This window comes from Streptomyces sp. NPDC059679, from assembly GCF_042734105.1.
Lineage (GTDB): Bacteria > Actinomycetota > Actinomycetes > Streptomycetales > Streptomycetaceae > Streptomyces.
The window spans coordinates 152,213-175,510 of the sequence record NZ_JBHWES010000008.1 but is presented as its reverse complement, the minus strand read 5'-3'; the positions used below and the strand labels follow the sequence as shown (position 1 = coordinate 175,510).

Annotated in this window: 20 protein-coding genes and 1 pseudogene; 9 read left to right on the top strand and 12 right to left on the bottom strand. The window is 70.7% G+C overall.

The annotated features are described in order from the left end of the window. Positions 1-411 precede the first annotated feature (411 nt). Positions 412-1,050, bottom strand: a complete 639-nt coding sequence (locus tag ACFV2X_RS12555) for a Type 1 glutamine amidotransferase-like domain-containing protein (RefSeq protein ID WP_385614932.1) — start codon at positions 1,048-1,050, stop codon at positions 412-414. A 190-nt stretch (positions 1,051-1,240) separates the two neighbouring features. Between ACFV2X_RS12555 and ACFV2X_RS12550 the strand changes: the two genes are divergently transcribed. Then, on the top strand, positions 1,241-1,891 hold the full coding sequence (locus ACFV2X_RS12550) for a nucleotidyltransferase domain-containing protein (protein WP_385614929.1): 651 nt from the start codon (positions 1,241-1,243) through the stop codon (positions 1,889-1,891). 133 nt (positions 1,892-2,024) lie between these two features. Here ACFV2X_RS12550 and ACFV2X_RS12545 read toward each other — a convergent pair whose 3' ends face one another. From ACFV2X_RS12545 to ACFV2X_RS12525, 5 genes are all read right to left on the bottom strand, one after another. Then, positions 2,025-2,951 (bottom strand): type IV toxin-antitoxin system AbiEi family antitoxin domain-containing protein, encoded by a 927-nt coding sequence (locus ACFV2X_RS12545; RefSeq protein ID WP_385614927.1) that lies wholly within the window; start codon positions 2,949-2,951, stop codon positions 2,025-2,027. A gap of 63 nt (positions 2,952-3,014) precedes the next feature. Then, positions 3,015-5,210 carry an ATP-binding protein gene (locus tag ACFV2X_RS12540; RefSeq protein ID WP_385614925.1) on the bottom strand — a complete coding sequence of 732 codons (2,196 nt, stop codon included), beginning with the start codon at positions 5,208-5,210 and terminating at the stop codon, positions 3,015-3,017. Next, positions 5,207-5,896, bottom strand: a complete 690-nt coding sequence (locus ACFV2X_RS12535) for a DUF4255 domain-containing protein (protein ID WP_385614923.1) — start codon at positions 5,894-5,896, stop codon at positions 5,207-5,209. Before ACFV2X_RS12535 ends, ACFV2X_RS12540 begins: the two co-directional genes overlap by 4 nt. A gap of 8 nt (positions 5,897-5,904) precedes the next feature. Next, a complete protein-coding gene (locus tag ACFV2X_RS12530) occupies positions 5,905-8,631 on the bottom strand; it encodes an HYR domain-containing protein (RefSeq protein ID WP_385614921.1) in 2,727 nt (908 codons plus the stop codon). Positions 8,632-8,786: 155 nt separating this feature from the next. Further along, a complete protein-coding gene (locus ACFV2X_RS12525; protein ID WP_385614919.1) occupies positions 8,787-9,425 on the bottom strand; it encodes a LuxR C-terminal-related transcriptional regulator in 639 nt (212 codons plus the stop codon). 253 nt (positions 9,426-9,678) lie between these two features. Here ACFV2X_RS12525 and ACFV2X_RS12520 point away from each other — a divergent pair, with 253 nt between their 5' ends. After that, the gene (locus ACFV2X_RS12520) at positions 9,679-11,052 is read left to right on the top strand and encodes a hypothetical protein (RefSeq protein WP_385614917.1); all 1,374 of its coding nucleotides are present in this window, start codon (positions 9,679-9,681) and stop codon (positions 11,050-11,052) included. A gap of 38 nt (positions 11,053-11,090) precedes the next feature. On the opposite strand, the gene ACFV2X_RS12515 is transcribed toward ACFV2X_RS12520, so the two are convergent. Next, positions 11,091-11,906, bottom strand: coding sequence for a DUF4157 domain-containing protein (locus ACFV2X_RS12515; RefSeq protein WP_385614915.1), 816 nt, complete (start codon positions 11,904-11,906; stop codon positions 11,091-11,093). A 158-nt stretch (positions 11,907-12,064) separates the two neighbouring features. Continuing rightward, positions 12,065-15,628 carry a phosphodiester glycosidase family protein gene (locus tag ACFV2X_RS12510; protein WP_385614912.1) on the bottom strand — a complete coding sequence of 1,188 codons (3,564 nt, stop codon included), beginning with the start codon at positions 15,626-15,628 and terminating at the stop codon, positions 12,065-12,067. A 234-nt stretch (positions 15,629-15,862) separates the two neighbouring features. Here ACFV2X_RS12510 and ACFV2X_RS12505 point away from each other — a divergent pair, with 234 nt between their 5' ends. The 5 genes and pseudogenes from ACFV2X_RS12505 (at position 15,863) to ACFV2X_RS12485 (ending at position 19,753) form a co-directional block, all read left to right on the top strand. Beyond that, positions 15,863-16,030 (top strand): hypothetical protein, encoded by a 168-nt coding sequence (locus tag ACFV2X_RS12505; protein WP_385614910.1) that lies wholly within the window; start codon positions 15,863-15,865, stop codon positions 16,028-16,030. Positions 16,031-16,124: 94 nt separating this feature from the next. Continuing rightward, positions 16,125-16,514 (top strand): annotated as a pseudogene (locus ACFV2X_RS12500) (MauE/DoxX family redox-associated membrane protein); the annotation flags it as partial. 145 nt (positions 16,515-16,659) lie between these two features. After that, the gene (locus ACFV2X_RS12495) at positions 16,660-17,214 is read left to right on the top strand and encodes a TlpA disulfide reductase family protein (RefSeq protein ID WP_385614908.1); all 555 of its coding nucleotides are present in this window, start codon (positions 16,660-16,662) and stop codon (positions 17,212-17,214) included. A 77-nt stretch (positions 17,215-17,291) separates the two neighbouring features. Continuing rightward, positions 17,292-19,109: an ABC transporter ATP-binding protein gene (locus tag ACFV2X_RS12490; RefSeq protein WP_385614906.1), complete on the top strand. Its 1,818-nt coding sequence runs from the start codon at positions 17,292-17,294 to the stop codon at positions 19,107-19,109. Continuing rightward, a complete protein-coding gene (locus ACFV2X_RS12485; RefSeq protein ID WP_385614904.1) occupies positions 19,109-19,753 on the top strand; it encodes a S26 family signal peptidase in 645 nt (214 codons plus the stop codon). Before ACFV2X_RS12490 ends, ACFV2X_RS12485 begins: the two co-directional genes overlap by 1 nt. 37 nt (positions 19,754-19,790) lie before the next feature. On the opposite strand, the gene ACFV2X_RS12480 is transcribed toward ACFV2X_RS12485, so the two are convergent. The 3 genes from ACFV2X_RS12480 to ACFV2X_RS12470 form a co-directional block, all read right to left on the bottom strand. Beyond that, on the bottom strand, positions 19,791-20,207 hold the full coding sequence (locus ACFV2X_RS12480) for a YchJ family protein (RefSeq protein WP_385614902.1): 417 nt from the start codon (positions 20,205-20,207) through the stop codon (positions 19,791-19,793). 85 nt (positions 20,208-20,292) lie between these two features. Beyond that, the gene (locus ACFV2X_RS12475) at positions 20,293-20,511 is read right to left on the bottom strand and encodes a DUF397 domain-containing protein (protein WP_385614901.1); all 219 of its coding nucleotides are present in this window, start codon (positions 20,509-20,511) and stop codon (positions 20,293-20,295) included. Beyond that, complete coding sequence (locus ACFV2X_RS12470; RefSeq protein ID WP_385614898.1) at positions 20,495-21,289, bottom strand: Scr1 family TA system antitoxin-like transcriptional regulator; 795 nt, start codon at positions 21,287-21,289, stop codon at positions 20,495-20,497. The genes ACFV2X_RS12475 and ACFV2X_RS12470 overlap by 17 nt, the downstream gene beginning before the upstream one ends. 10 nt (positions 21,290-21,299) lie before the next feature. Between ACFV2X_RS12470 and ACFV2X_RS12465 the strand changes: the two genes are divergently transcribed. Next, positions 21,300-21,467, top strand: coding sequence for a hypothetical protein (locus ACFV2X_RS12465; protein WP_385614896.1), 168 nt, complete (start codon positions 21,300-21,302; stop codon positions 21,465-21,467). Between the two features lie 640 nt (positions 21,468-22,107). On the opposite strand, the gene ACFV2X_RS12460 is transcribed toward ACFV2X_RS12465, so the two are convergent. Beyond that, on the bottom strand, positions 22,108-22,620 hold the full coding sequence (locus tag ACFV2X_RS12460; protein ID WP_385614893.1) for a GNAT family N-acetyltransferase: 513 nt from the start codon (positions 22,618-22,620) through the stop codon (positions 22,108-22,110). A 49-nt stretch (positions 22,621-22,669) separates the two neighbouring features. Here ACFV2X_RS12460 and ACFV2X_RS12455 point away from each other — a divergent pair, with 49 nt between their 5' ends. Further along, entirely contained in the window at positions 22,670-23,260 is a 591-nt protein-coding gene (locus tag ACFV2X_RS12455; protein ID WP_385614890.1) for a helix-turn-helix domain-containing protein, read from the top strand. Positions 23,261-23,298: the final 38 nt, after the last annotated feature.

The following is a 23,298-nucleotide window of genomic DNA, read 5'->3' as shown; positions in this document are numbered from 1 at the left end:
CTTCAGGTGCGGCACGGGGCTGCGGATCCTGGCCGGAGGCTTGTCGCCCGTCTCTCAGGAAGCGGTGATTGCGGCCTCCAGCGTGGCTGTGATCATCTCCATGGCCAGACGGGGCTTGGTGGCGAACTGCACCGTCTCGGGTATCCCGGCCGCGTTGGGGCGTTCGGGATCACTGGATGGACAACGAGAACGCTGCCGTCGGTGCGATCCACAGTGGCGCATTCCCCGGAGGGGGCCCAAGCAGGTCTTCCTCGCTGAAATTGACGCCCGTTCTCCGGGCCAGCAGCTTCGTAGTTCGCGACTCGCCGTCCTCGTCACCGTCGGGGCGATCTCGAACACCTGCTGACCGTTCCGGTAGTGGAGCGCGATCGGCTTGCCGGCGATCCGTACAAGGTGCGGCTCTTTCGGCGGTCAGTTGACTGGCCTGGTGGTGTCGTGGATGTTGACCGCCTCCCCGTCGCGTAGACATCGGTGCGGCAGCCCGCTCTCGGCGAGATGAGCCGCGGCTCGCTCCGCGCGCTCCGCTTCGGGGTGTTCGGATCGCCAGTGGGGAACGATCCGGTAGGGCACCAGGAGGAGGCATTCTGGTGCGGTGGTCGGTGGATAGCCTTCGGGCAGGACGGTTGGGTCATCCATGAGGTCGATGCCCTGGAGGTCCGGTCCGGCGACGCAGGCTCCCGCTGAGTAGCCGCCGTAGGTGAACTCGGCACGATGCTGCTGCTCATGGAGGGCATCGCGGAATCCGGTCCGGGTCATGGCGCGGGCCAGGACGAACGCGTTGCCGCCCAGAGCCCAGACGAGGTCGAGGTCGGCCAGGCGCTTGGGGAGTTCCTTGGGGGCGGAGAAGTAGTCGCGGAGGTCGAGTTCTTCGCAGGAGTAGCCGAAGGTCTCAAGAGTGCGCCTCTCACGGGCATAATCGCGAGCGCGTGAGGGGCCGTACCCGTCGAGCGCGTTCAAGACGATGCCTGCCTTGCCGGTGCGAAGGGTGCTGGGCAGCGCCGACGGGCGGCTGTCGGGGGTCAGAAACCAGGAGCTCAGCAGCAGCCTCATCAGTACCTCTCCGTCAATGGATCACGCCTAGGCGATTGCTCATGCTGCCGTGAATGATGCCTGGCTGCGTACTGGAACCGTTCAAGGGGCATCTCAACGCTCGCTTCACCGAGGCACCGGGTCAGGTCAGCGACACCCGCCTCTGCCTGGAGATCCGCGAACGCGGCTACCGCGGCAGTAAGTTGTTCCGATGGCCGATTCTCTGCCGCCCGGCGGCACCGTCCTTGACGCGGACGAACTGCATGCCCGGTGGGCGGACGCCTGGGGGCCGGAACAGGTCGCGGAGCGGTTGGGCGGGATCAGCGCGCCCTGGTGCGTCGTGGCCGGGTGGGCGCTGGATTTGTTTCGCGGGGGACAGTCGCGACCCCACGGCGATCTGGAGATCGCGGTGCCCGCGGCGGGGTTCGCGGAGGTTCGGGACCGCTTCCCCGAGTACATGTTTGACGCGGTGGGCTCGGGACGGATCTGGGCAAGGGCAGGAGCTGAGGCGCTCGCGGCCACGTACCAGACCTGGCTGCGGGATCCGGCGAGTGGTCAGTTCCTCTTCGACGTCTTCCGCGAGCCGCACGAGGGCGGGATGTGGATCTGTCGGCGGGACGAGAGCCTGCGGCTGCCGTACGACGCGATCATCGAACGGACGGCGGACGGCATCCCGTACCTGGCGCCAGAGCTTGTGCTGTTGTTCAAAGCGAAGGCGACACGACCCAAGGATCACGCCGACTTCGACGGGGTCCTGCCGCTGCTGAGCCAGGCGCGGCGCGACGATCTCGGCGGGTGGCTGAGGCGCGTGCACCCCGGACATCCATGGCTGGCGAAAGTGGCGAAAGTGGCGAAGCAGTGACGCGGGCCGGCTGTACGACGTCACGCCGATGACCCCCGGACCTGCTCCACGCGGCGCAGGGTGCCGCATTCGCTGAGGCACTGGGCCCGCGCCCGAGTGTTGCAGGGTGGGCCTGGCGTCGCGCTCGTGGGGATCACGGGCGTTGGAGGGCCTGGCGGAGGGGGATGAGGATGTTGTCCGGGCGGTAGGTGTCGGGCCAGGTGAAGCGGAGCAGAGTCAGGCCGGGGACGAGGGTGGCCAGGCGGTTCTGGCGGAAGCGGTCTCGGTAGAGGGCCTGGGGTGTGTCGTGGGGGCCATGGCCGTCGGCTTCGATGCCGACCCGCTGAGCCGGCCAGCCCAGGTCGATGCGGAGGACTCGGCCACGCTCGGGGTCCGGGATGGGCCACTGGGGGAGGGGTGGGGGCAGGCCGCCGTCGAGGCAGATGAGGCGGATGCGGGTTTCGAGGGGGGATTCGGCCCGGGCGTCGGCCAAGGGGACCCAGGCGCGGGCCTGGCGTGCGCCGGGGCGGCCGGACAGGTGGGTGGGGAGGGTGAGATGGTCGGCAGAGGTGAGTACGCCTTGGTGGAGGGCGGAGTCCAGCATGCTCACCGCCTCGGCGCGTGGGAACTGGAGGAGGAGGTCAGCGCAGGTGCGGACGGGGGTGGTCAGGGGGATGCCGCGCAGCGTTGTGTGGGCATGGTCGGGTACGAGGGTCCTGTGGATATGGACGCCTTGGCGGCTGCGGATGGTGTCCTGCGGGGTGGCCAGGTGCAGAGTGCCGTCGTCCAGTGGGAGGCCCTGGATGCCCAGCAGCCGGGCGGCCGTGGGGCCCGCCGCCATGGCCTGTGAGCCGCAGGTGAGGAGGAGGCCCCGGACCCGGGCCCGCAGCGATGGCCCCCGCGCGTCCCGCCCGAGCCAGTAGCTGCCCCGGGTGAGCGGCACCCACTGGCCCGCCCGGAGCATGCGGCGGACGTCCGCTCGCTCGGCGCCGATCGCGCGGAGCTGTGCCGTGGTCACCACCCAGTCCTGCTTGGCAGCCAAAGCGTGGACGTTTCTGAGGACTTCGCCGCTGATCGTCATGCTGCACTATGGCGTGATGGCCCTTTTCGTGTGTGGGCCTGTGGATAACCATCCCGGTGCCCCTCAGGACAGCAGCGACATATACGGGCCGAACTCCGACGCCAGGGTCAGGCGGCCCAGCTTCTGGTACTCCCGCTGTACGGCATGGATCAGGTCGGACATGGTCACGGGATGCCCTGACTCGGCGGCGAAGTAGGCGGCGGTGACCGCGATCGAGCGGATGTTGCCGCCGGCGAGTTCGAAGGAGTCGGCGCAGAAGTCCAGGTCCAGGTCGGCGGCGCGGGGGAGGGTGGGGCCCAGGGAGCGGTCCCAGAGGGTGCGGCGTTGGGGGGCGTCGGGGAGGGGGAAGTCGATGACGAGGTCGAGGCGGCGGGTGAAGGCGTCGTCGAGGTTGGCGCGGAGGTTGGTGGCGAGGATCGCCAGGCCGTCGAAGGTTTCCATGCGCTGGAGGAGGTACGCGCTCTCGACGTTGGCGTAGCGGTCGTGGGCGTCCTTGACCTCGGAGCGCTTGCCGAAGATCGCGTCGGCTTCGTCGAAGAGCAGGACGCCGTTGATTCCGGCCGCTTCGGAGAAGATGCGCTCCAGGTTTTTCTCCGTTTCGCCTACGTATTTGTCGATGACGGTCGCCAGATCGACCGTGTAGAGATCCAGACCCAGGTCGGCGGCGATGACTTCGGCGGACATCGTCTTGCCGGTGCCCGAGTCGCCCGCGAAGAGGGCGGTGACGCCCCGGCCCCGCCCTCCGCCCGGTCGCATGCTCCATTCGCCCAGCACCCGGTCGCGGTGGCGGGCGCGGGCGGTGAGTTCGCGGAGTTGGGCGAGGGCGTCCGGTGGGAGGACGAGGTCGGGCCAGGCCACCGCCGGTTCGATACGGCGGGCCAGGCGGTCGAGGCCCGCGGCGTTCTGGGCGCGGGCTCCGGCGCGGACGTGGTCCGGGCGCAGGGTGCCGCCGTCCAGCATCGCGGTCTGGGCCGCGCCTTGGGCAGCCCGGGTGATCTGGTCCGGGGCGAGGAGGAAGGGGGAGAGGAGGCGGGTGATGTTCAGGTTCGGGGGGATTTCCTTCAGCTGCTGCTCTTGATCGGGTGTCCGCTCACCCGGTGGCTGGGCTCGGTTTACTGTTCGGTCCCTGGCCCGTTCGCCTTCGTACGCCGCCGACCACAGCGCCGCCCGCGCCGCCGGCTCCACCCGCGGGGCATGGAGCAGCAGTGGCGGGTGAGTTGACCAAGCCGCGTCCCACGGGGCGCGGCCGACCAGGACGACCGGGAGCGGGATGTCCGACACCGCGCGGATGACCTGGGAGTTGTCGCGGGTGAGGGCGTCTATGGGGGTGCACACCAGGCCTGAGGCCGTTAGGCGGGCTTCCCTGGCCAGGATTTTTACTGCCTCTGTTGGGTGCGGGTCACGGGCCAGCGCTTCCACCTTCACGCCCAGGACGCCGTAGCCCGCTTGCGCTAGGGCGGCGGAGGCCAGCGCGGTGCCCGCGCCGCCCTGGTCCTCGCGTAGGTACGCCAGGCGGATGCCGGAGGCGAGTGAGCGCGCGAGGGGGGCCGGGTTGCCCAGCTGTGTTGGTGCGTTCTGGCAGGGAGCTAGGAGGTCCACGATGCGTGGGTCGGGGGTGTCGTCGCCTAGGAGGTGTGCGGTGACGCGGTCGGGGACTCGTAGCGCGCGGGCCAGGAAGGGGCGGTCCGGCTCCTCCACCAGGAGGAGGCCGCCGGAGCGGAGGGGGGCTTGCGGGGACAGGCGGGCGCGGGCTCCGGCGTCGGCCGGGGACAGTCCGCACAGGCCGAGTGCCAGGCCGATGGTCGGGCGGCGGCGGGTGACATCGTCGTTCAAGTAGCCGTAGAACTGCTCGAAGCGGTCGTCCAGGTCCGGGATCAGCGCGATCAGCAGGACTTCGATGTCCAGGGCTGTGAGGTTGAAGTCGGCCGCCAGTGAGCGCAGTCGGGGTCGGTGGCCGGAGCGGGTCGCGGCGTCGGCGCGTGCTTCTGCTTCCGCCAGGAATGCGGTGTCGGTGTCGTCGGGGTCGGTGGCCCTGAGCCCGCGGCCGTGTTCCAGGAGGTGGTGGATCGTCTCATCGGTGAGATACAGGCCCCGGAAGGCGTCATCGGGGGCTGGGTCCGTCTGCTGCCTTGCGTAAACGGCCCGCCTTACCCGTTGCTCGATCAGGATGGCCCGGTCCAAGAGGTGGCGCAGGCTCGGGTCGGGGGAGGGGATGGGGGTGGGAGTGGGGGTGGGGGGTTCGGCCGGGGTGTCCGTCATTCGGGTTGTTCTTCTGATACTTGGGAGGACACGCCTGTGCGTTTGATGCCGTACACGGGGAGGTCCCCTGGGCTCGATGAACGGTTTGTGGGCGTCCCGGCGTCCGCCGCTACGTCGGACAATCCGACGCGCAGGCCCTCCTCGCCGACTTCCGGTCCTGCCGGGTATACCGGCGACTCGGTGACCGGCACACTCACCACCAGGTCGAGGGATGGTTTCAGTTCCCCGCCCAGCGCGCTCCACACATCGGCGAACGACCGGTCCTCGGGAGGCGGGAGCGCGATCGTCATGGGGACGGGTACGCCGAGTTCGGCGAGCGTGCCGGTGAGCCGTTCGGCGGGCAGCGCCTCGTAGCGCAGCAGGCAGGAGAGGAGCGAGGAGAGCAGACGGTGCTCGTCCTCAGGGCGCTTGGTCCACGCCGTGATGAGATACGAGAGCTTGAAGTAGCGCGGCGGGCGGCGCCGGGCCACGATCGTGCCCCGTTCGTCGTACTCATTGAGCAGACCGCGCTCCCGGCGGCGCATGTCCTCGCGGATGTCGTACAGATACAGATTGACGGTGGGGGCGTTGACCTTGGCGGCCCAGTCGCGGGTGGGGGCGTCGAAGACGACCGACACCTGGGTGCCGCCCGCCAGGGCCTCCGTTCTGAACATCGCGCGCAGCGCCTCGTCGACCTCGTGGATCACCGGTGCCGTCACCTCCGGCCCGCGAAGTCGGGCGGCTGCAGGCTGCGTTGCACGATCAGCACCGGCTTCTCCAGCCGGTCCAGCCCCCGTACGGTGGCGCGGAGCTCGCGCGGGCCGAGTTGGTCTTTGCGCAGGACCAGCACCTGTGCCTCGAAGGTGCCGTCGCCGTCGACGCGTACGGTCGAACGGGCCGCGGTGATGCCCGGCTTCCAGATGAGCGCGACCGTGGCACCGGGCGGGAAGTCCTTGCCCCGCGCCACTGCCACATCGCCGGGCCTGGCGACCTTCGGGGTGACGGTCAACTTGGGCTGCAGGACGCGGATACGGGCGGTGTCCGTGTTGTTGGCGCGCCTGGGGTCGCGTGGGGAGCCGGTGACGGAGACGCGGATGTCTCCTCGGACGGCGGTGCGGTAGACCGCGGACTGCGTCACGGTCAGGCGCTCGCCGGGTGCGAGGGAGCAGGGGGCGGCGCGGGTGCAGCCGGAGAGGGCCGAGAGGCTGCGCTTGTTGGCGTCTTTGGTACGGGGCCAGGTGGTGGTGAGCGCGATGTTCTTCGCGGTCTTGGGGCCCGCGTTGGTGAGGGTGAAGCGTACGCCGGTCCGCTGCCCCGCGTAGCGGGGGGAGGGGCCGGCGGCCGCCGTCACGGCGATGTCCGCCTGGTTCGGCACCGGGGCGGGGCTGACGGTGAAGGTGGCCGTGTCGGTTCCGGTGTTGCCCGATGAGTCCGTGGCGGTGCAGGTGACCTCTGTCGTGCCTACGGGGAAGCGTGAACCGGAAGCGGGGTCGCAGGTCACCGGCAACTTGCCGTCGACCGCGTCCTCGGCGGTGGCGGTGAAGTCGACCTTGGTGCCGTTCTTGCCGGTCGCTTCGACGATGCGGTCGTCCACGGTGACGACCGGGGCCGTTACGTCGTTGACGGTGATGGTGATGTGCTGCTGGTAGTCCTCTGGGGTGGGCTCTCCGTCTCCGTCTCCGTCTCCGTCTCCGTCTCCGTCGCCTCCGTCTTGGCCTGCGTTCTGTCCCGCGCTTTGGCCGGTGTTGTCTCCGCCTGGTCCGCCGTTCTGGCCGGTGTTGTCTCCGCCTGGTCCGCCGTTCTGGCCGGTGTTGTCTCCGCCTGGTCCGCCGTTCTGGCCGGTGTTGTCTCCGCCCGGCCCGCCGTTCTGGCCTCCGTCCTCACCGCCCGTTCCGCTGGAGGCGCCGCTGATCACTCCACCGATCAGGCCGCCGATGACCCCGGCGATGGTTCCACCGCCCGACCCGTTGCCCGACCCGTTGCCCGACCCATCGCCGGAGGCCCCGCCGCCACAGCCGTCGTCGGAACCGCCGATCGCGCCGCCCAGCACCCCGGCGATCAGGCCGCCGTTGCGTTCGCTGTCGTATCCGCCGACCCCGCCCACCGCCAGCCCTGCGATGGTTCCGCCGCCGCAGCCGTCGGATCCGCTGGACACGCCACCCGCCGCCCCGCCGATGACCCCACCGTTCTGCCCGCCGTCGGATCCGCCGACCGCGCCGCCGACCGCGCCGCCGATCGCCCCGGCGATCGTTCCGCCGGAACCGGAGCTCCCGTGGTCGGAACCGTCCCCACCAGTCCCCTTCCGCCGGTCACGGAACACCCGCGCGGGCGGCACATCCGCGGGCATCTCTCCGCTCGGCACCTTGCCGTTCAGCAGGAACTGGACGGTGCAGCTGAGCGTCGCGCCCTGCGGGGCGTCGTCCGCCAGTTTGATGGTCTCGCTGAAGTCCGCCACCGCACCGCTGGTCACCTCCCTGCTCGCCGGGGTCAGCGAGACGGAGAGGGCGGGGTCGCAGGCCACCGCCTGATAGCTGACCGTCGTGGGCAGGTTGGTCAGCCCCTCCGCGATGGTGTCCGCCACTTGGTCCGCGTCGATGTTCTGGAAGAGCTTGCCGCCCGTGGCCTGGACGACCTTGCTCGCCTGGTCGGGATCGTGTGGGTCTTCCTGGTTCTGGCCAGGGCCGTTGCCGTTGTTGCCGTTGCCGTTGAGGCCGTCGCCGAGGTCGGTGGCCACATCCACGCCGAGGACCCGGACCGCCGCGCTCTTCAGGGCGTTGATGCCGTCACTCAGCGAGTGGTCCATGCTGGGGTCGTGGCTGGAGGCGTCGCCGACCAGGACGACGATGGGGCTCGCGCCCTCGCGGAAGACGGTTTTCCCGCCCGCCCCATTGCCGATCTGCCACAGGGCGTTGATCCAGTCCTCGGCGGGGCCGGGGCTGCCGAGACCGCGGTCGGAGGCGAGGCCGTCGACTCCCCGCCGTACCTCGTCCAGATTGTCCGTGAGCCCCTGGAGCACGGTGAAGACCCGGTCACCGTCGACTTTGTCACCGAAGGTGGCCACGGCGAAGCGGGAGTCGGGCTGCTCCTCGCGCACCCTGTCGGTGATCCGGTCCAGGTTGTCCTGGACGTTGTCGATGGTGGGCTGCATGCTTCGCGTTCCGTCGACCAGCAGCACCACATCGGGCCGCGGCGGGATCACAGGCGTACGCACCTTCTTGTCGACCGCGAGCGAGTCGCCCGGGTCCAGCGGCTCGTCCACCACCGCGGGGGTCACCGTGGGTTCTGGCGCCGGCGCCCGCTTGCCCGCCGCCGCGCCCGGAAGGACGCTGATCGTCAGGGACAGTACGGCGGTCAGGGCGCCGATGCGCAGTGCGCGGGCATGCGCCTTGGCACCCGCGCCGGTCCGCGGCCGTAAGCGAAGGAACCCCCGTATGGAACGCACAGAACACCCCACTCGGCATCGGCGTGCGGTGTTCCACTGTCGCGGGTCGGAATGCGGAAGCGCACCGGGGCGGCAGCCAGCCCTTCGGGAAGGGCCGGCTGCCCTATGAGGCACCGTGGGGTCTGCGGAGCGCGACCCACGGGGTGGCGCGTTTCCTAAATCAGACCCTGGCGCAGCGCGTATGCCACGGCGTGCGAGCGGTTACGCAGATTCAGCCGCGTCATGACGGCGTGCAGTACGTTTTTGATCGTCCGCTCGGAGTAGGAAAGCTTCATGGCGATATCGGCGGTGTCGTATCCCTCGGCCACCAGCCGAAGCACCTCGATCTCGCGGGCCGCGAGCCCGGTGAAGTTGAGCCCGCGCGGTGCCAGGACCTGGCCTTGGAGCTTTCCGACCTGTTCCAGGAGGCTTCCCAGAAGATCGGGAGGGACGTGCCCTTCGCCCTGCGCCACGGAGCTGATCACTTGGACCAGGCGTTCCGGGGTGGTCTCGGCGCGTCTGACGATTCCGACGAAGCCGCATTCGGCGGCGTCCACGAGTTGTTGTTCGTCGATACGGGTGATGACCAGTACCCCCCGCGCGGTGCTGGTCCGCTGGATCTGGCGTAATACACGGTGCGCGTCGTCGTCGAGAACGTCCAGGACGACCACGGCCACCTGTGGCGCATCCGATTCATCCCAGTCGATGATCGTAATTTCTGGCCGGGTGCGCAGCTGGCTGGCAACTCCGGCTTGGGATACCGGGTCTTGGGCGCGCAGCGCTACCGTGATGCGTTCTCCGTTCGTTTGTTGCACGTCGCTCTCTCCCCTCGGGCGACTGATGAGGGAGGTGGCGTGACAATTGCGTGGTGACGCACATGGCATGTATATAGATCATGCACATGACGTCACAATTTCCTCACATTCCCCTCCCTGTAACGGGCAACCACAGTAATGCCCTTGCTTCTCCAAGGGAATTGAACGTGCGTTCCCGGGCAACGGTGATTGCCCGAAAGTGTTCCTGCGCGGCCGGTGCCGGGATGTGATGCCGGAGTTTACGGTGCGCCGCATGAGTGTTTCGGCGAGCCTGGACGAGTCCACCGTCACCGCCCAGCCCGGCGGTGAGGCGGATATCGCCCTACAGGTGCTCAATTCGGGGGACACCGTCGAGGAATGCCGGTTCGAGGTGGTGGGGCCGTGTGCCGCCTGGACCACGGTGGAGCCGGCGAGTCTGTCGCTCTATCCGGGGGCGACGGGCACCGCCACCGTCACCCTTCGCCCGCCGCGCAGCTGGGAGATCGCCCCCGGGGACACCCCCCTCGGGCTGCGGGTCGTGCCGACGAGCGACCGGAATCAGCCGGTGGCGCTCGAACGCGGTGTGACGATCCTGCCGTTCACCGAGGTCACCTCGGAACTGGTGCCGCGCGGATCGGCCGGCATCCTGCGCGGGCGGCACAAGGTGGCGATCGACAGCAGGGGCAACACACCGGTCACGGTGGGGCTCAGTGCACGGGGAGCCACCGAACGGGCGCGGCTGGGCTTCGAGGCCACCGAGCTGACCATCCCGCCCGGCCAGGCCAAGTTCGCCGCCCTCAAGGTGCGCCCGGCCAAGCGGCTGTGGCGGGGGACACCGATCACCCATCCCTTCCAGGTGATGGTGACACCGCGGGCGGAGGAGGGGCACGACCCGTACGAGCCGGTGGTCCTCGACGGCTCGTACGAGCAGCAGGCCATCCTGCCGCGCTGGCTGCCCCGGGTGCTGGCCGTCGCGGTGCTGGTGGCCGCCGTGCTGGTGGGCCTGTGGTTCGCGCTGCTCCGGCCCACCGTACGGTCGGCGGCCCGGGAGGCGATCACCCCCCAGGCGGTCGAGTCCGCCGCGCGCCAAGCGGACAAGGAGCGCAACGCCGAGGAACAGAAGGGCGGGCAGCAGGGCGGGCAGCAGGGCGGCGGCCAGAAAGGGGCGGGCGGCGGGGGTTCCGAGCAGGGCGGCTCGGGAGGTTCCGGGGGCGACGCGTCGCGGTCCCCGGGCGGCGACGCGAGCGCGGAGCCCGGCGGAACGGGCGGGTCCGCCATTCCGACGAGCGCCCGGGTACAGGTGCGGGACCGGGTGGGGGGCGGCTCGGCGCGGGAGACCGCGTACCAGGTCCCCGAGGGGAAGACGCTCCAGCTGACCGACATCGTCGTCCAGAACCCGCAGGGCGACGCCGGCACCCTGGTCATCTCCAGTGACGACGGACAGCTGCTCAACCTCGCACTCGAGAACTTCCGCGACTCCGACTACCACTTCGTCACCCCCATCGAGGTGCGGGCGAAGGGCACGGTCACGATCTCCGTCAGCTGCCGGGAGGTCGGCAAACCGGTCAAGGCCCCCACGCCGTCCCAGTGTTCGGAGTCGCTGTTCCTCGGTGGCAAGCTCGCCCCGGGCAAGGAGGCCAATGGCTGAGGCCGGGGGGCTGACCGGGGCTGATTGACATACGGGTCTCATGCCTCGGGGGGAGACTCCTCCTCTTCCTCGGCCCCCGCCTCGGGCGCCCGCTGTACGAAGGAGCCCTGCACGTCCGCCGGTTGCTCGTCCTCGTCCTCCGTCTGGCGCTGCACCGGGGCCGTGGACGGTGCCGGTACGGGGGCCTCAGCCGACGCGGGCGCGGGCGCGGGGGCCGGGGCGGCCATCGCACGCTCCGCGTTGGCCGACGCCTCCTGCTCGAAGCGGTCGGACGGATCGCTCACCCGGATCCCGCCCGGCGCCTCCGTACCGTCCACCGGGCCGCTGCGCTGCTGCATGACATGGGTGAGCTCATGGGCGAGCGTGGTGCGGCCCTGGTGCGAGGCCGGGTCGTAGCTGTCCCGTTGGAAGACGACGTTCTCGCCGACGGTGTAGGCCCGCGCGCCGACCTCCTTCGCCGATTCGTGGGCCGCCGAGTCCGTGTGCAGCCGCACCCCGGAGAAGTCGGCCCCGAGCCGGGTCTCCATATCGGTGCGGACCTCGGTGTCCAGGGGCTGCCCGCCGCCGGAGGAGATCACATCGTGGACGCTCGAGCGCTGGTCGTCCTCGTCTGAGGCCGGGGCAGCCTGGTCGGCGTCTCGTTGGATCGCGGATCCGAGGGCCGCGTTGCCGATGGTCCGCTGAAGGGTGCCCATCCCGGAGCGGCCGATCACCTCCGTATGGCCGGTGGCGACGGCCTTCAGCAGGTGGGGGAGGTCCGCCGACTGCTGAGGGTCCGTTCGCTCCGGTGTCTTGAAGGACTCGTCGTGCTCGTGTTCGTGCTCTTGTTCATGTCCGTGGTCGTGTGTGCGCATCTGCCGCTCCCCGGGGAATAGCGGAAGTCCGCTCCCAGCGTCGCGGGAGGGGCCGGGTGTCGTCCAGGTCCGGCCCCGTCGGGGAGGGGCAGCGGGGATTGCCCCTTCGGGCAGTCACCCGCGGCCCCTCGCCCCTCGGGCCCCTCAGCTCCGCTCCGTCACGCCGCCGAGGCGAATCCCCCGGCGGCGCGGGCCGTGACCGTGAAGCTCGCCTTCGCCACCGCCCCGTTCACCGTCACCGCCAGGGTCGCGGACCCCGGCCGCAGCGCGGTGAGCCGGCCCGTCGCCGGGTCGTACGCGGCGACGTAGCGCGGCCGGTGCCGGGCGGCGTCGTCCGGGTCGCCGATGAAGAGGTTCGGCGATCCGGTCCAGTCCGCGCTCACCGGGAAGCCGACCGGCACCCGGCGGGGGTCGGCACCGTCGCCCTGGAGCACGGTCGCGGTGGCCTCGGCGTGCTGCCCGGTGGGCAGTTCGGCCGGGGCGGTGACGGTCAGCCCGTCCACATGAGCCCGGGTCTGTACGGACACCCAGTCGGGCCCGCCGGTCCACGGGGCCTGCCGGGCGCGGGCCTGCTCATGCTTGGAGACCTGGTCGACGCCGACCATGGACCACCCGGTGAAGCCGCCCCTGCCGGGCGGGGTGGCCGGGTTCTTGCCCGAGTTGCCGTTGATCAGGTACGGCACGCCGTCGACCCGCGAGGCGTGGAAGGTCCCCACATGGCCGCCGATGAAGGCCGCGCCCTTGCCGGTCGTGCGGCGGAACTGGGCGAGCCAGCCCTCCAGCAGCGCGGCCTCCTTGCGGTCGCCGAGCTGGCTGCCCTGCTGCGGGGTGGGGTCGCGCGGGGGTACGTGCTCGATCACCATCACCGAGCCGACCGCCGGGTCCTTCGCCGCCGCGTCGAGCTGGGCGCGCAACTCCTGGATCTGGTCGAAGCCGCCGCCGCGCAGGCTCAGGCTGGAGGTGTCCAGGGTGATGAAGCGGGTGCCGCGGTGGTCGAAGACGCGGTGCGCGGGGCCGAATTCGGCCTCGAAGTTGTCGATCTTCCCGCCCATCACCTCATGGTTGCCCGGCACGTAGTACCAGGGCACGGCCCCTTCACCAGAGCCCAGCTCCTCGGTGAGGACCTTACGGGCGAAGGCGAGGTCGGCGGGGGAGCCCTCGTCGACCAGGTCCCCGTCGATGACTACGAAGTCGGGGCGCGCCGCCTTGATCTCGCGCAGAGTGCGGCGCGCCTGGACGACGATCGCGCTGTCCGGGTCGCGGGCCACGAACTGGGCGTCCGACATCACCGCGAACCGCCAGTCCCGGCCCTCCGCGCGCGCGGCGGTGGTGATCAGCGGGTCCGGATACGCCGTCTGCTCGGGCAGGTCCACGGCGGGCGGCACCTGTGCGGTGAGGTCGTCGATGGTGATGCTGCCGGTGTACTGGCGGGTGGCGCCGGTCTCGGCGAGATAGAAGCGGTTGACCTTCAGCGGATACGAGACCCCGGCCGGGACGGCGAAGTCGACGTGGCGCCAGCCGGTCCAGGTGACGTACGGGCCGCGCAGCAACTGGTCGGAGCCCGCCGCGTCCTTGAGGTGGAGCGTGGGCCACGCCCCTTTGCCGTCACCCTTGATCCACAGGCCGAACGACTGCGGCTGGCCCTCCACGGCGATCTGCTGCGGCGGGCTGACGTACGCGGCGCGGGTGGCGGTGGACTGGGTGAAGTCGTAGGTCAGCTCCAGGCCGGTGCCGGTGTGGCCGTCGGGCGTGGCCGCGAGCGAGCCGGAGGCGCGGGCCTGGCTGAACTTCCACTCGCCCGCGTCGTCGAAGGCGGCCTCCTGCCGCTCGGTCAGCCCCACGGTGACCGCGAGCCGGGTGGTGGTGCCCGCCACGGTGACCTTGATCTGGCCCGCGCCCTGCCTGCCGTGGGCCTTGACGGTGAAGTTCCCTGACTCCTGGTCCGGGGTGATGTCGAAGAGGTCGTGGTCGTAGTCGAGCCGGACGTCGGACGGTTCGACGGGCGCGCTGGTGCCGTGCGCGTCCAGGCCCACCACCCCGAAGCGGCCGGTGGCCTCGGCGTCCTTCAGGCCGATCAGCCGGGTGGTGGGCTGGATCCGGTCCAGGTCGTCGAGGACGGTCAGTTCGATATCGCCCTTAGCCGCCCCGCGGCGGGCCGTGACCTGCGCGTCGCCGCTGTTCCGGGCGGTGAAGGTGCCGTCGGCGCTCACCCGTCCGATACGGGGGTCGGCCGAGTGCCAGGTCGCGGCGCCCTCGGCGGGGCCGTACGTCTCGTCGTATCCGGCGGCCGTCAGCCGCCGGGTCAGCCCCGGGAAGACGCGCTCGGGATGGCCGCCCTTGACCGGGTCGACGGTGGGCGCCGCTCCGGCGGCGGCCGCGGTCTCCACCCAGAAGCCCTTGAGCCGGCCGCTGCCGTCGGGGGCGGTGAAGGCCAGGCCGTTGGGGACGGTGCGCTCACTGCCGTCGGACGGGCTGTTCTCCACCCGCGCCGTATCGCTGCCGGGCGCGCGGGCCACCAGTGTGGAGGAGCCGCCGCCGTCCAGGTTGAGGGCGCTGTAGGAGCCCGCGTCCTTCATCATCACGCCGAGTTCGGTGAGCGTGACGCCGCCGCTGTCGGCCTGTCGCCCGTCCACGGTGAGGACCTGCATCGTACGGCCGTCGCGGGAGAAGCCGACCGCGGTGCGCGGGGCGGCGGTGTTGTTGCCCTCGCCGTCATGGCCGACCGCCTCGCCGTCCACGACCAGCAACTCCCGGCCGCTGACGGCCGTGTCGGGCACGTCGCCGGTGTTGGGGCGCGGGTGGTACTCCCATGAGACCGCGTCGCCGACGGCGAGGTTCGCCAGCGCGTCGGCGCCCGCGTCGCGGCCGATCAGCAGGGTGGTGCCGGGGGGTATCGCGCCCTTGCCGGGCGCGGTGGCCACGGAGGTGACCTTGCCGTCCACGACGGCCACCTCGGCGGTGCGCTTGGTGCCGGCCCCGTCGACGGTCTGGGCGCGGTCCGCCTCGCCCCACTGGGCGGTGTACGCGGCGATGCCCTGGGCCGGCACGTTGGCCGAGTTGAGCGCGGCGAGCGGGCGGGTGCCGCCGGTGGGGGCGGCGCCGGGGAGGGTGAGCGTGCCGTCGAAGTACAGCTGGAGGACCCGGCCCGCGTCGGCCGGCCCGATGCCCACCGCGCGGCCCCCGGCCGCACCGGACGAGGCCGAACTGACCACCCGGCCCCCGCTGATGCCGGTCCCCTCGGGGGCGCCGGTCTGGTTGATGTCGAAGAAGTCGCCGTTGATGGCGGCGACCGTACGGCGGCCCGGCCCCGGGTCGTGCTCGGCGGCGAGCTTGGAGACGGGCTCGCGGGCGGCCACCTTGTCCGGGTGGAGGTAGTCGACCTTCGTGCCGCTCGCCAGGTCCACTGACAGCGAGTCGACCCGCAGCCACTTGTCGGACTCCAGCCGGTCGTACGAGGTCAGCTTCACCCCGGGGGCGACCGGCCGCGAGCTGCGGGCGGTCTCGATCCCGTCGCCGTCGACGACGGACCGCACCGAAGCGTCGCCGCGCCCGCTGGCGGCCGGCGGCGCGATGGGCCGCAGCATCTCGGCGGAGGACCGGGGCAGCGGCTCGGGAGCGGGGGAGTGGGCGTTGTCAGCGGCGGCCTGACCGGCGGCGCCCAGCAACAGGGCGGACACCGCGGCCAGTACCGCCACGGGTCTGACGAGAGCGACAGGGGGCACGGCAACTCCAGAAACCCTCGGCTTCGCGTGGTTCACACGCACAGCGCCCCAGCATCCCGGGGGGAGTTGACCTTGCGCCAGGAGTCGTCGGCAACATCCTGGGAAACATCGCCGTGGGTCCGGTCGCGTGCACAAATCGACAATATGCCTGCGCGAATAGTCAATCACTTTCGCTTCCCGTCTCGACATCCTCGTAGGCGCACCACCAAGCAACCGGGATACAAGGAGGCTGGAATGTACAGGAAGCTCGAGAACCTCGGTGCCGCCCTGCTGGAGCGGCTGGTCCCCAAGGCCGAGGCTTCGGCGTCGGCGCAGGGCTGCTGGTACGCGTGCATCGCGGGCTACTGGCACGAGTGCTGTGACGGGTTCGGCTGTGACCGTTCGGAGAGCCCGTGCCCCTGATGACGGCCTGATCCGCTCCGGGCGGCGCTCAGGCGTCGCCCGGACGCACGCCGGCACCGAGGGGTCGTTCCTAGTGAAGCGGGGAGGGGCGAGGATGCTGTACGTCGTGATCGGGGCACGTTGTCTGCTCGGGGGAGTCTTTCTGTTCTCGGTCGTCAGCAAGGTGCGGGGAGCCGCCGCCTTTGAGGCGTTCGTGGCCTCGGTGCGGTCCATGTCAGCGGTGCGGACGGGCCGGGCGCGCGTGGTGGCGGCCACCGTCGTGGGCGCCGAGGCGCTGGTGTGCGCACTGCTGCTGGTTCCCGTTCCGGGCACCGCCGCCTTGGGTCCCGCAGGGGCGGCGGGTCTGCTCTCCGGCTTCACGGTCGCGATCGCGCTGGCCCTGCGCCGGGGGGTGAGGGTCCCGTGCCGGTGTTTCGGCCCCGGTTCGGCTCCGCTCGGGTGGCGACACGTGGCGCGGAATACGGCGCTGGTCGGCGTGGCGCTCGTCGCCGTGGCCGGGACGTCGGCCTCCGGCCGGGCGCAGATCCAAGGAACGGTGACGGCGGTGGCGTCGGGGTTTGTCGCGGCACTGCTCGTCGCGACCCTCGACGACGTATTCGCCCTGTTCAAGAATCCACGGAGAGGAAGCCATGCCTTACCTGATCGCGGCCGTGGCGTTCGTGGGAACGCTCGGCACGTTGAATCTCGTGCTGATGCTCGGCGTTCTCAAGAGGCTGCGGGAACATACCGAGCTGCTGGCCCAGGACACCACGGGCAGCCGTGAGCTGCCCGTGATCGCTGTGGGCGAGCGCGTGGGTGACTTCACAGCCGTCGCGGAGAGCAGCGGTGTCGAGGTCAGCATGGCGCGGCTGTCCGATGGGGCCGTCGTAGCGTTCTTCGCCCCGGACTGCGGTCCGTGCCGGGAAAAAGTCCCGGCGTTCGCGGAGTTCGCGCGCACGGTGCCGGGTGGCCCGGGGCAGGTGCTGGCCGTGGTTGTCGACGCGGCCGGGGAGGGGAGCGACTTCGTGGACCGCCTGCGCGGGGTGGCGCAGGTCGTTGTCGAGCCGCCCGACGGTCCGCTGAGCAGCGCCTTCCAGGTCAGAGCGTTCCCGACGATCGTGCGGGTGGGTCGGCGCGGTGGGGCCGTGGTGATCACGGAGAACCGGGTGGCCACTGACCTGGTGGCCGCGGCGGCGGTACGGTGAACGGGGACCGTGCGGCGGAGCCCCGGCGCACGGCCCGGACGGCGAGGACAGGCGGCGGGCTTTCGACTCTGCGGCGGTTGCGGACGGTTGCCGCGCTGGCCGCGCGCGCCTGCCCGCTCGTGGTGGCCGCTCATACGGCTCTTGCGCTGATCATAGGCCTGGTGCCGGTGGCCGCCGCGTGGCTGACCAAACGCCTTCTGGACGGGCTGGTCAGGGACGATACCCAGCGCGAACTGATCGCGGTGAGCGTCGCGCTGGCCGCCGTCGGCGTGTTCGGGCGGCTCATCCCGCAGCTGAGTCAGTTCTGCAAGGCGGAGCTGGACCGCCGCGTGGGGCTGCTGGCGCAGCGCCGGCTGTTCGACGCCGTCAACGGGTTCATCGGGCTGGGCCGTTTCGAGAACCCCCGGTTCCTGGATGAGCTGAGGCTGGCGCGGCAGGGCGGGGGCAGCAACCCCGGCCAGGCCGTCGACGGGGTGCTGGGCACGCTGCGCTCCGGAGCGACCATCGGGGGTTTCCTTATCTCGCTTTGGCTGCTCAGCCCCTGGATGAGCGTGTTTGTGGTGCTGTTCAGCGCACCGGCGTTGGCCGCGGAGATCAGTCTCTCGCGCAGGCGCGCCCGGACGGTCCGGCAGATGGGCCCCGCCGAGCGGCGCGAGTTCTTCTATGGGAATCTGCTCTCCAGCGTTCAGGCGGCGAAAGAGGTGCGGCTGTTCGGGATCGGTGACTTCCTGCGCGATCGCATGATGGCCGAACGACGCGCTGTCGACGCGGCGAAACGCGCCGACGACCGGCGCGGGCTTTGGGTCCAGACCGGGCTGGGCACATTGTCGGCGCTGGTGACGGGCGGCGGGCTGCTGTGGTCGATCCAGGCCGCGCATGAGGGCCGGCTGACCGTCGGGGACGTCATGGTCTTCACCGCCGCCGTCGCCGGTGTCCAGGGCTGTCTGGCCACCATGGCCGCCGACGTGGCCCGGACACATCACGCGCTGACGCTCATGGGCCACTACGTGGCGGTGGTCACCGCGGGACCGGAACTGCCGGTGAGCGCCGCGCCGGAGCGGATGCCGACGCTCCGGCGCGGCATCGAACTCCGCGATGTGTGGTTCCGCTACTCGCCCGAGCACCCCTGGGTGTTGCGCGGTGTCAGCCTGTTCATCCCGCAGGGCGGGTGCGTTGCCCTGGTCGGCCTCAACGGCGCGGGCAAGTCGACGCTCGTCAAACTCCTGTGCCGGTTCTACGACCCCCACCGAGGAGAGATTCTGTGGGACGGTGTCGACATCAGGAAGGTGCGGCCGCGGGATCTGCGGCGCCGAGTCGGCGCGGTCTTCCAGGACTTCATGTCGTACGACCTCACCGCGGCCGAGAGCATCGCGCTGGGCGATCTGTCCGCGCTCGGCGACCGGGAACGCGTTCGTGCCGCGGCCCGCAGAGCGGGCGTGGACGACACCTTGCGGAACCTGCCGCACGGCTACGACACGCTCCTGTCCCGCTCGTTCTTTCTCGAGTCGGACAAGGACGACCCCTCCATGGGCGTCGTCCTGTCCGGTGGACAGGCCCAACGTGTGGCCCTCGCCCGCGCGTTCCTGTGCGACGGACGTGATCTCCTCGTCCTGGATGAACCCTCCGCCGGTTTGGACGCGGAGGCCGAACACGAGATCCACACGGCGATCCGCGCGCACCGGGCCGGACGTACCAGCTTGCTGATCTCGCATCGTCTGAGCGCGGTGCGGGACGCCGACAGAATCGTGGTGTTGTCAAAGGGACGCGTCGCGGAGGAAGGCACCCACGACTCGCTGCTGGCCGCCGGTGGCGATTACTGTCGCCTGTTCTCCCTCCAGGCCGCCGGCTACCAGGGACGGCCCGCCGTCGAGCACCCGGTGCGGGGAGGGGCGTGATGAGCCGGGGTGACTTCGTCCCGTGGCTGCGGACACCTCGAGCGCGGATACGCCGGGCACGGCGCATCCGCCGGGTCCAGGCGCTCGCCCTCGCCCTCCTGAGCGGGACTTCGCTCATCTCGTCCCTGCTCGCGCACGCCGACTGGATCACAGCGGCAGGGTGCGCCGCGCTCACCGGAATCGGTGGAGCGGCCATCGTCCTGTGGCTCTCCCGGAGGTGGGCGGTGGTGACGGTGCGCGGCCCCAGTATGGAACCGGCGTACCGTGACGGTGACCGCGTGCTGGTGCGGCGTTCCCCCTCGCCCCGCAGGGGCCAGGTCGTGGTCGTGGAGCAGGCGGCGGGGCGGCAGTCGGGGCAGCGCCAACCGCTGTCCGCGGCCGCCGGCGCCGTGGCGGTGGCGGGCCGTGCGTGGCTGATCAAACGGGTCGCCGCGGTCCCCGGCGACCCGGTGCCGCGCGAGGCTGGCCCGGCACTCGCGGAGTCGGCAGGGCGGCGCGTGCCCGAGGGCGCGCTGGTGCTTTTCGGGGACAACGCGGCCGTCAGCGTGGACTCGCGCACGCTCGGCTTCTTTCCCCGGAACAGGATCCTCGGCGTCGTCGTCCGCGTGCTGCCCGCCGCCCGGCGCCTCTCGGACGTGCGATAGACGTTGTCCCCGGTGTGGGGAAGGGGCGGGGGCCCGCTCAGGAGTCTACGTCGCCGTCGACGTAGACCCACTCCCCGTCGTGGCGTACGAAGCGGCTGGTCTCGTGGAGCTCGCCGGCGCGGCCGCGCTCGGTGTAGTGGGCGCGGAACTCGACGGTGCCGGTGGTATGGAACGCGCTGCCCTCGGTCGTGTCGAGGACGTCCAGGCCCCGCCAGCGCAGCGCGGGGTCGAAGTCGACGCGCGGTGGCCGGGTGTCGGGGTGCCAGCTGCGCAGCAGATATGCCTCGTCCTGGCGGACGAAGGCGCTGTAGCGGGAGCGCATCAGCTGCTCGGGGGTGGCCGCCCGGGCCTGGCCGCGGTGCAGTCTGCCGCAGCAGTCGTCGTAGGCGGCGGGCAGCCCGCAGGGGCAGGGCGCCGGGCGGGGTGGCTGCGGGCGTCGTGCGCGTCGGGACATGGCCCCATTGTGGCTGCTCCCCTCTCTGAGGGGAGCGCAGCGCCCCCGCACTCCGGCGGACGGAGTGCGGGGTCTGCTGTGTGGATCAGGCGGTCGGGAATTCTTCCCTCTTCACCGCGGACACGAACGACGTCCAGCCGGTCGCGGAGAACACGAGCGCCGGACCGTGCGGGTTCTTGCTGTCACGAACCGGAACAATCCCCTCGATACCGTCGGCGACCTCGACGCATTCGCCACCTTCCCCGTTGCTGTAACTGCTCTTGCGCCAACCGGCGAGCGTCGATGCGTCAGGAATCGTCTTCATCTGCGTGCTCTCTCAGGTATGCGTGGATGAGGTCGACAGATTCTTGTTCAGGCAGCGCCATGGAGCGAGCGATGTCGAAGCGTTGAGTCAGCTCCACAATTCTCGGCTGCGAGTCTACCGCCTCGCCGGACGCGAAGCTCTCGACGTAACCAATCGAGGTCCCTTTCGGGAGGGTCAGCAGACTCAAGCTGCCGCCCAGCATCGGGTGTTCTCCTCGCGCGAATGGGAGTACCTGGATGGTGATGTGGGCCGATGCGGAGACCTCAAGCATGTACGCGATTTGATCGCGCATGCACTTGGAGCCTCCTATCGGACGCTTCAGTGCCGCCTCGTCCATGATTGCCCAGTAAAAGGGCGGGTTGTCTTTGTTGAGCACACGCTTCCGACGCATACGCGTCTCGACGCGCTCACTCAACTTCTCCTCGGACGCGCCGGGAAGAGAGGCGCGGAAGAGAGCGTGTGAGTACTCCTCGGTCTGGAGCAAACCAGGGATGAGGCTGCTCGCGAAGATCTGAATGCGGGTGGCTTTCTCCTCATTGCCGAGGATCACACGTGCCCAATCCGGGATCGACGCGTCCTGTGCCATCTCCAGGAGCTCGGCGAACAGGCCGTCGGTGCCGAAGTGGGTGTCTAACGCTGTCGCCAGGGCGGCCGAGGGGAGCTGTTCCCCCCGCTCGACCCTGCTGATGTAGGTGTGCGGATAGTCGACCTGTTCGGCAAGCCCCCGCAGTGTTAGCCCCGCACTCTCGCGCAGTCGCCGCAGCCGTCGGCCGAGCAACGTGCGCGGCGTGGTCTTTCGTCATCGGGTCGTCCACGTCCACGACGTGACGCCTGTGGAGTACGCCGACACCCCCACCCTGGCCCTTCCGAGGATCCCCGCGGTCCCCATCGTCGACTACGACCCGGCACCGCCGTACGTGCCCGCGTACGCACGGACGAGGGCGGCAGATCGGTGAGCGCGGACACGCCTCCGCAGGAGGCGCAACAGGGTTCCAGCCCGCGCCCCACTCCGAAGGAACTGGAGCAGCGCGCGGAGGCTCTGGCCACGAAGATCCGCGAGCACCTGGAACGGGGGACGCGGCGATGACTGACGAAACCCGCCCCTGCGTGAAGTGTCAGGAGTGCACCGCGCTGCGAGAGAAGGTCAAGCAGGACGGAGACTACGGCCGGGCCGGCGAATACGAGGCTCTGCGCCGTCGCCATCCATCCCACGCCCATCCGAGCCCGACGGCCCGATGGGGGGTGCCCGCATGAAGGAGCCCATGCCGTACCGGGGTCCCAAGGTGGGTCACGCCGCTTACGACGCTGCGACGGGGCGCGTGGGCGTGCTTCAAGCGGTCTGTCACGTTGACGATCTCGTTTTCGATCACCGGAGGCCGGGGCCGTGTGTCGCGTTCCTCCGCCCGGCCGGAGGAGGCCGGGAGTGGCTGACGGACGCGGGGAACGTCAAGTTCCCCGAAGAAGCGAAGGCCCATCCCGTCACCGACGACGAGTCGCCGTGGTCGTGACGTGTAACGGGCCAATGTTGCGGTGAGTGTGAGACGGCGACACGCCGAAACGTCGGCGTGTCGCTGTCTCATACTCACCGCAAAGTCACTACAGGGGCCGCTGCATGAGCAGCGTGTCGATCCAGCGGCCGTGCTTATGGCCCACGGCGGTCAGCCGGCCGGCGCCGGTGAAGCCGAAGCGGCGGTGCAGGGCGGCGGAGGCGTCGCTGCCGGTGTCCGCGATGACCGCGATCATCTGCCGTCGCCCCGCCCGGGTGGCCTCCGCGATCAGCGGGCCGAGCAGGGCGGTGCCCAGCCCCCGGCCGGTGGCGTCGGGGGCGAGGTAGATGGTGTCCTCCACCGTGTGCTGGTACGCGGGCTTGGGCCGCCACGGCCCGGCGTACGCGAACCCGGCCACCGCGCCGGAGAGTTCGGCGACCAGGAAGGGCAGGCCACGGCCGGTGAGATCGTCCAGCCGCTGCTCCCACTCGGCGGCGGAGCGCGGCGTCTCGTCGAAGGTGGTCACGGTGTGGCGGACGTAGTGCGCGTAGATGTCGGCCACGGCCTTCAGATCGGCGTGGACCGCGGGGCGGATGGTCGCTTCCGGGGGCGGGGGCGTCATGGGCGCGAGCTCTTTTCGCTATAGAGGAATACGTTGCTATTATAGGGGAATGCTGGATCTCCTCACCTTGGGCACCCGCGTCCAGGGACTGCGGCACGAACGGGGCCTGACCCTTCAGCAGTTGGCCGACGCGGCCGAGGTGAGCGTGAGCATGCTGTCCTCGGTCGAGCGCGGCCAGAAGGCGCCCACGGTCCTCGTCCTCGCCCGCATCGCCGACGGACTCGGCGTGCCCCTCGCCGACCTGGTCGCCGAGCCCGAGGACAGCCGTGTCATCGTGCGCCGGGCGGCCGACCAGGACACCGTCGAGGAGCCCGGAGGGTGGCGGCGGACCATCCTCACCCCCGTGGTGCCCGGCGTGAACTTCGAGTGGATCCGCACCACACTGCCGCCCGGCTGCGACGCGGGCCGGTTCCCCGCGTACGCCCCGGGCTCCCATGAGTTCGTCGTGGTGGAGTCGGGGACCCTGCGGCTGACCCTCACGAGCAGGACCGTGGACCTCGACGCCGGCGACTCGGTGTACTTCGCCGCCGATGTCACCCACGGCTACGCCAACCCCGCGCGCGTGCCGTGCGTTTACCTGGTCGCCGCGCTCATCATGCGCCCCCGCGCGGCCCAGCCCCGAAGGAACGGCACACCCTGACGGGGCCGGTGAAAACGAGCCCGGTGAACGGGGGCCCG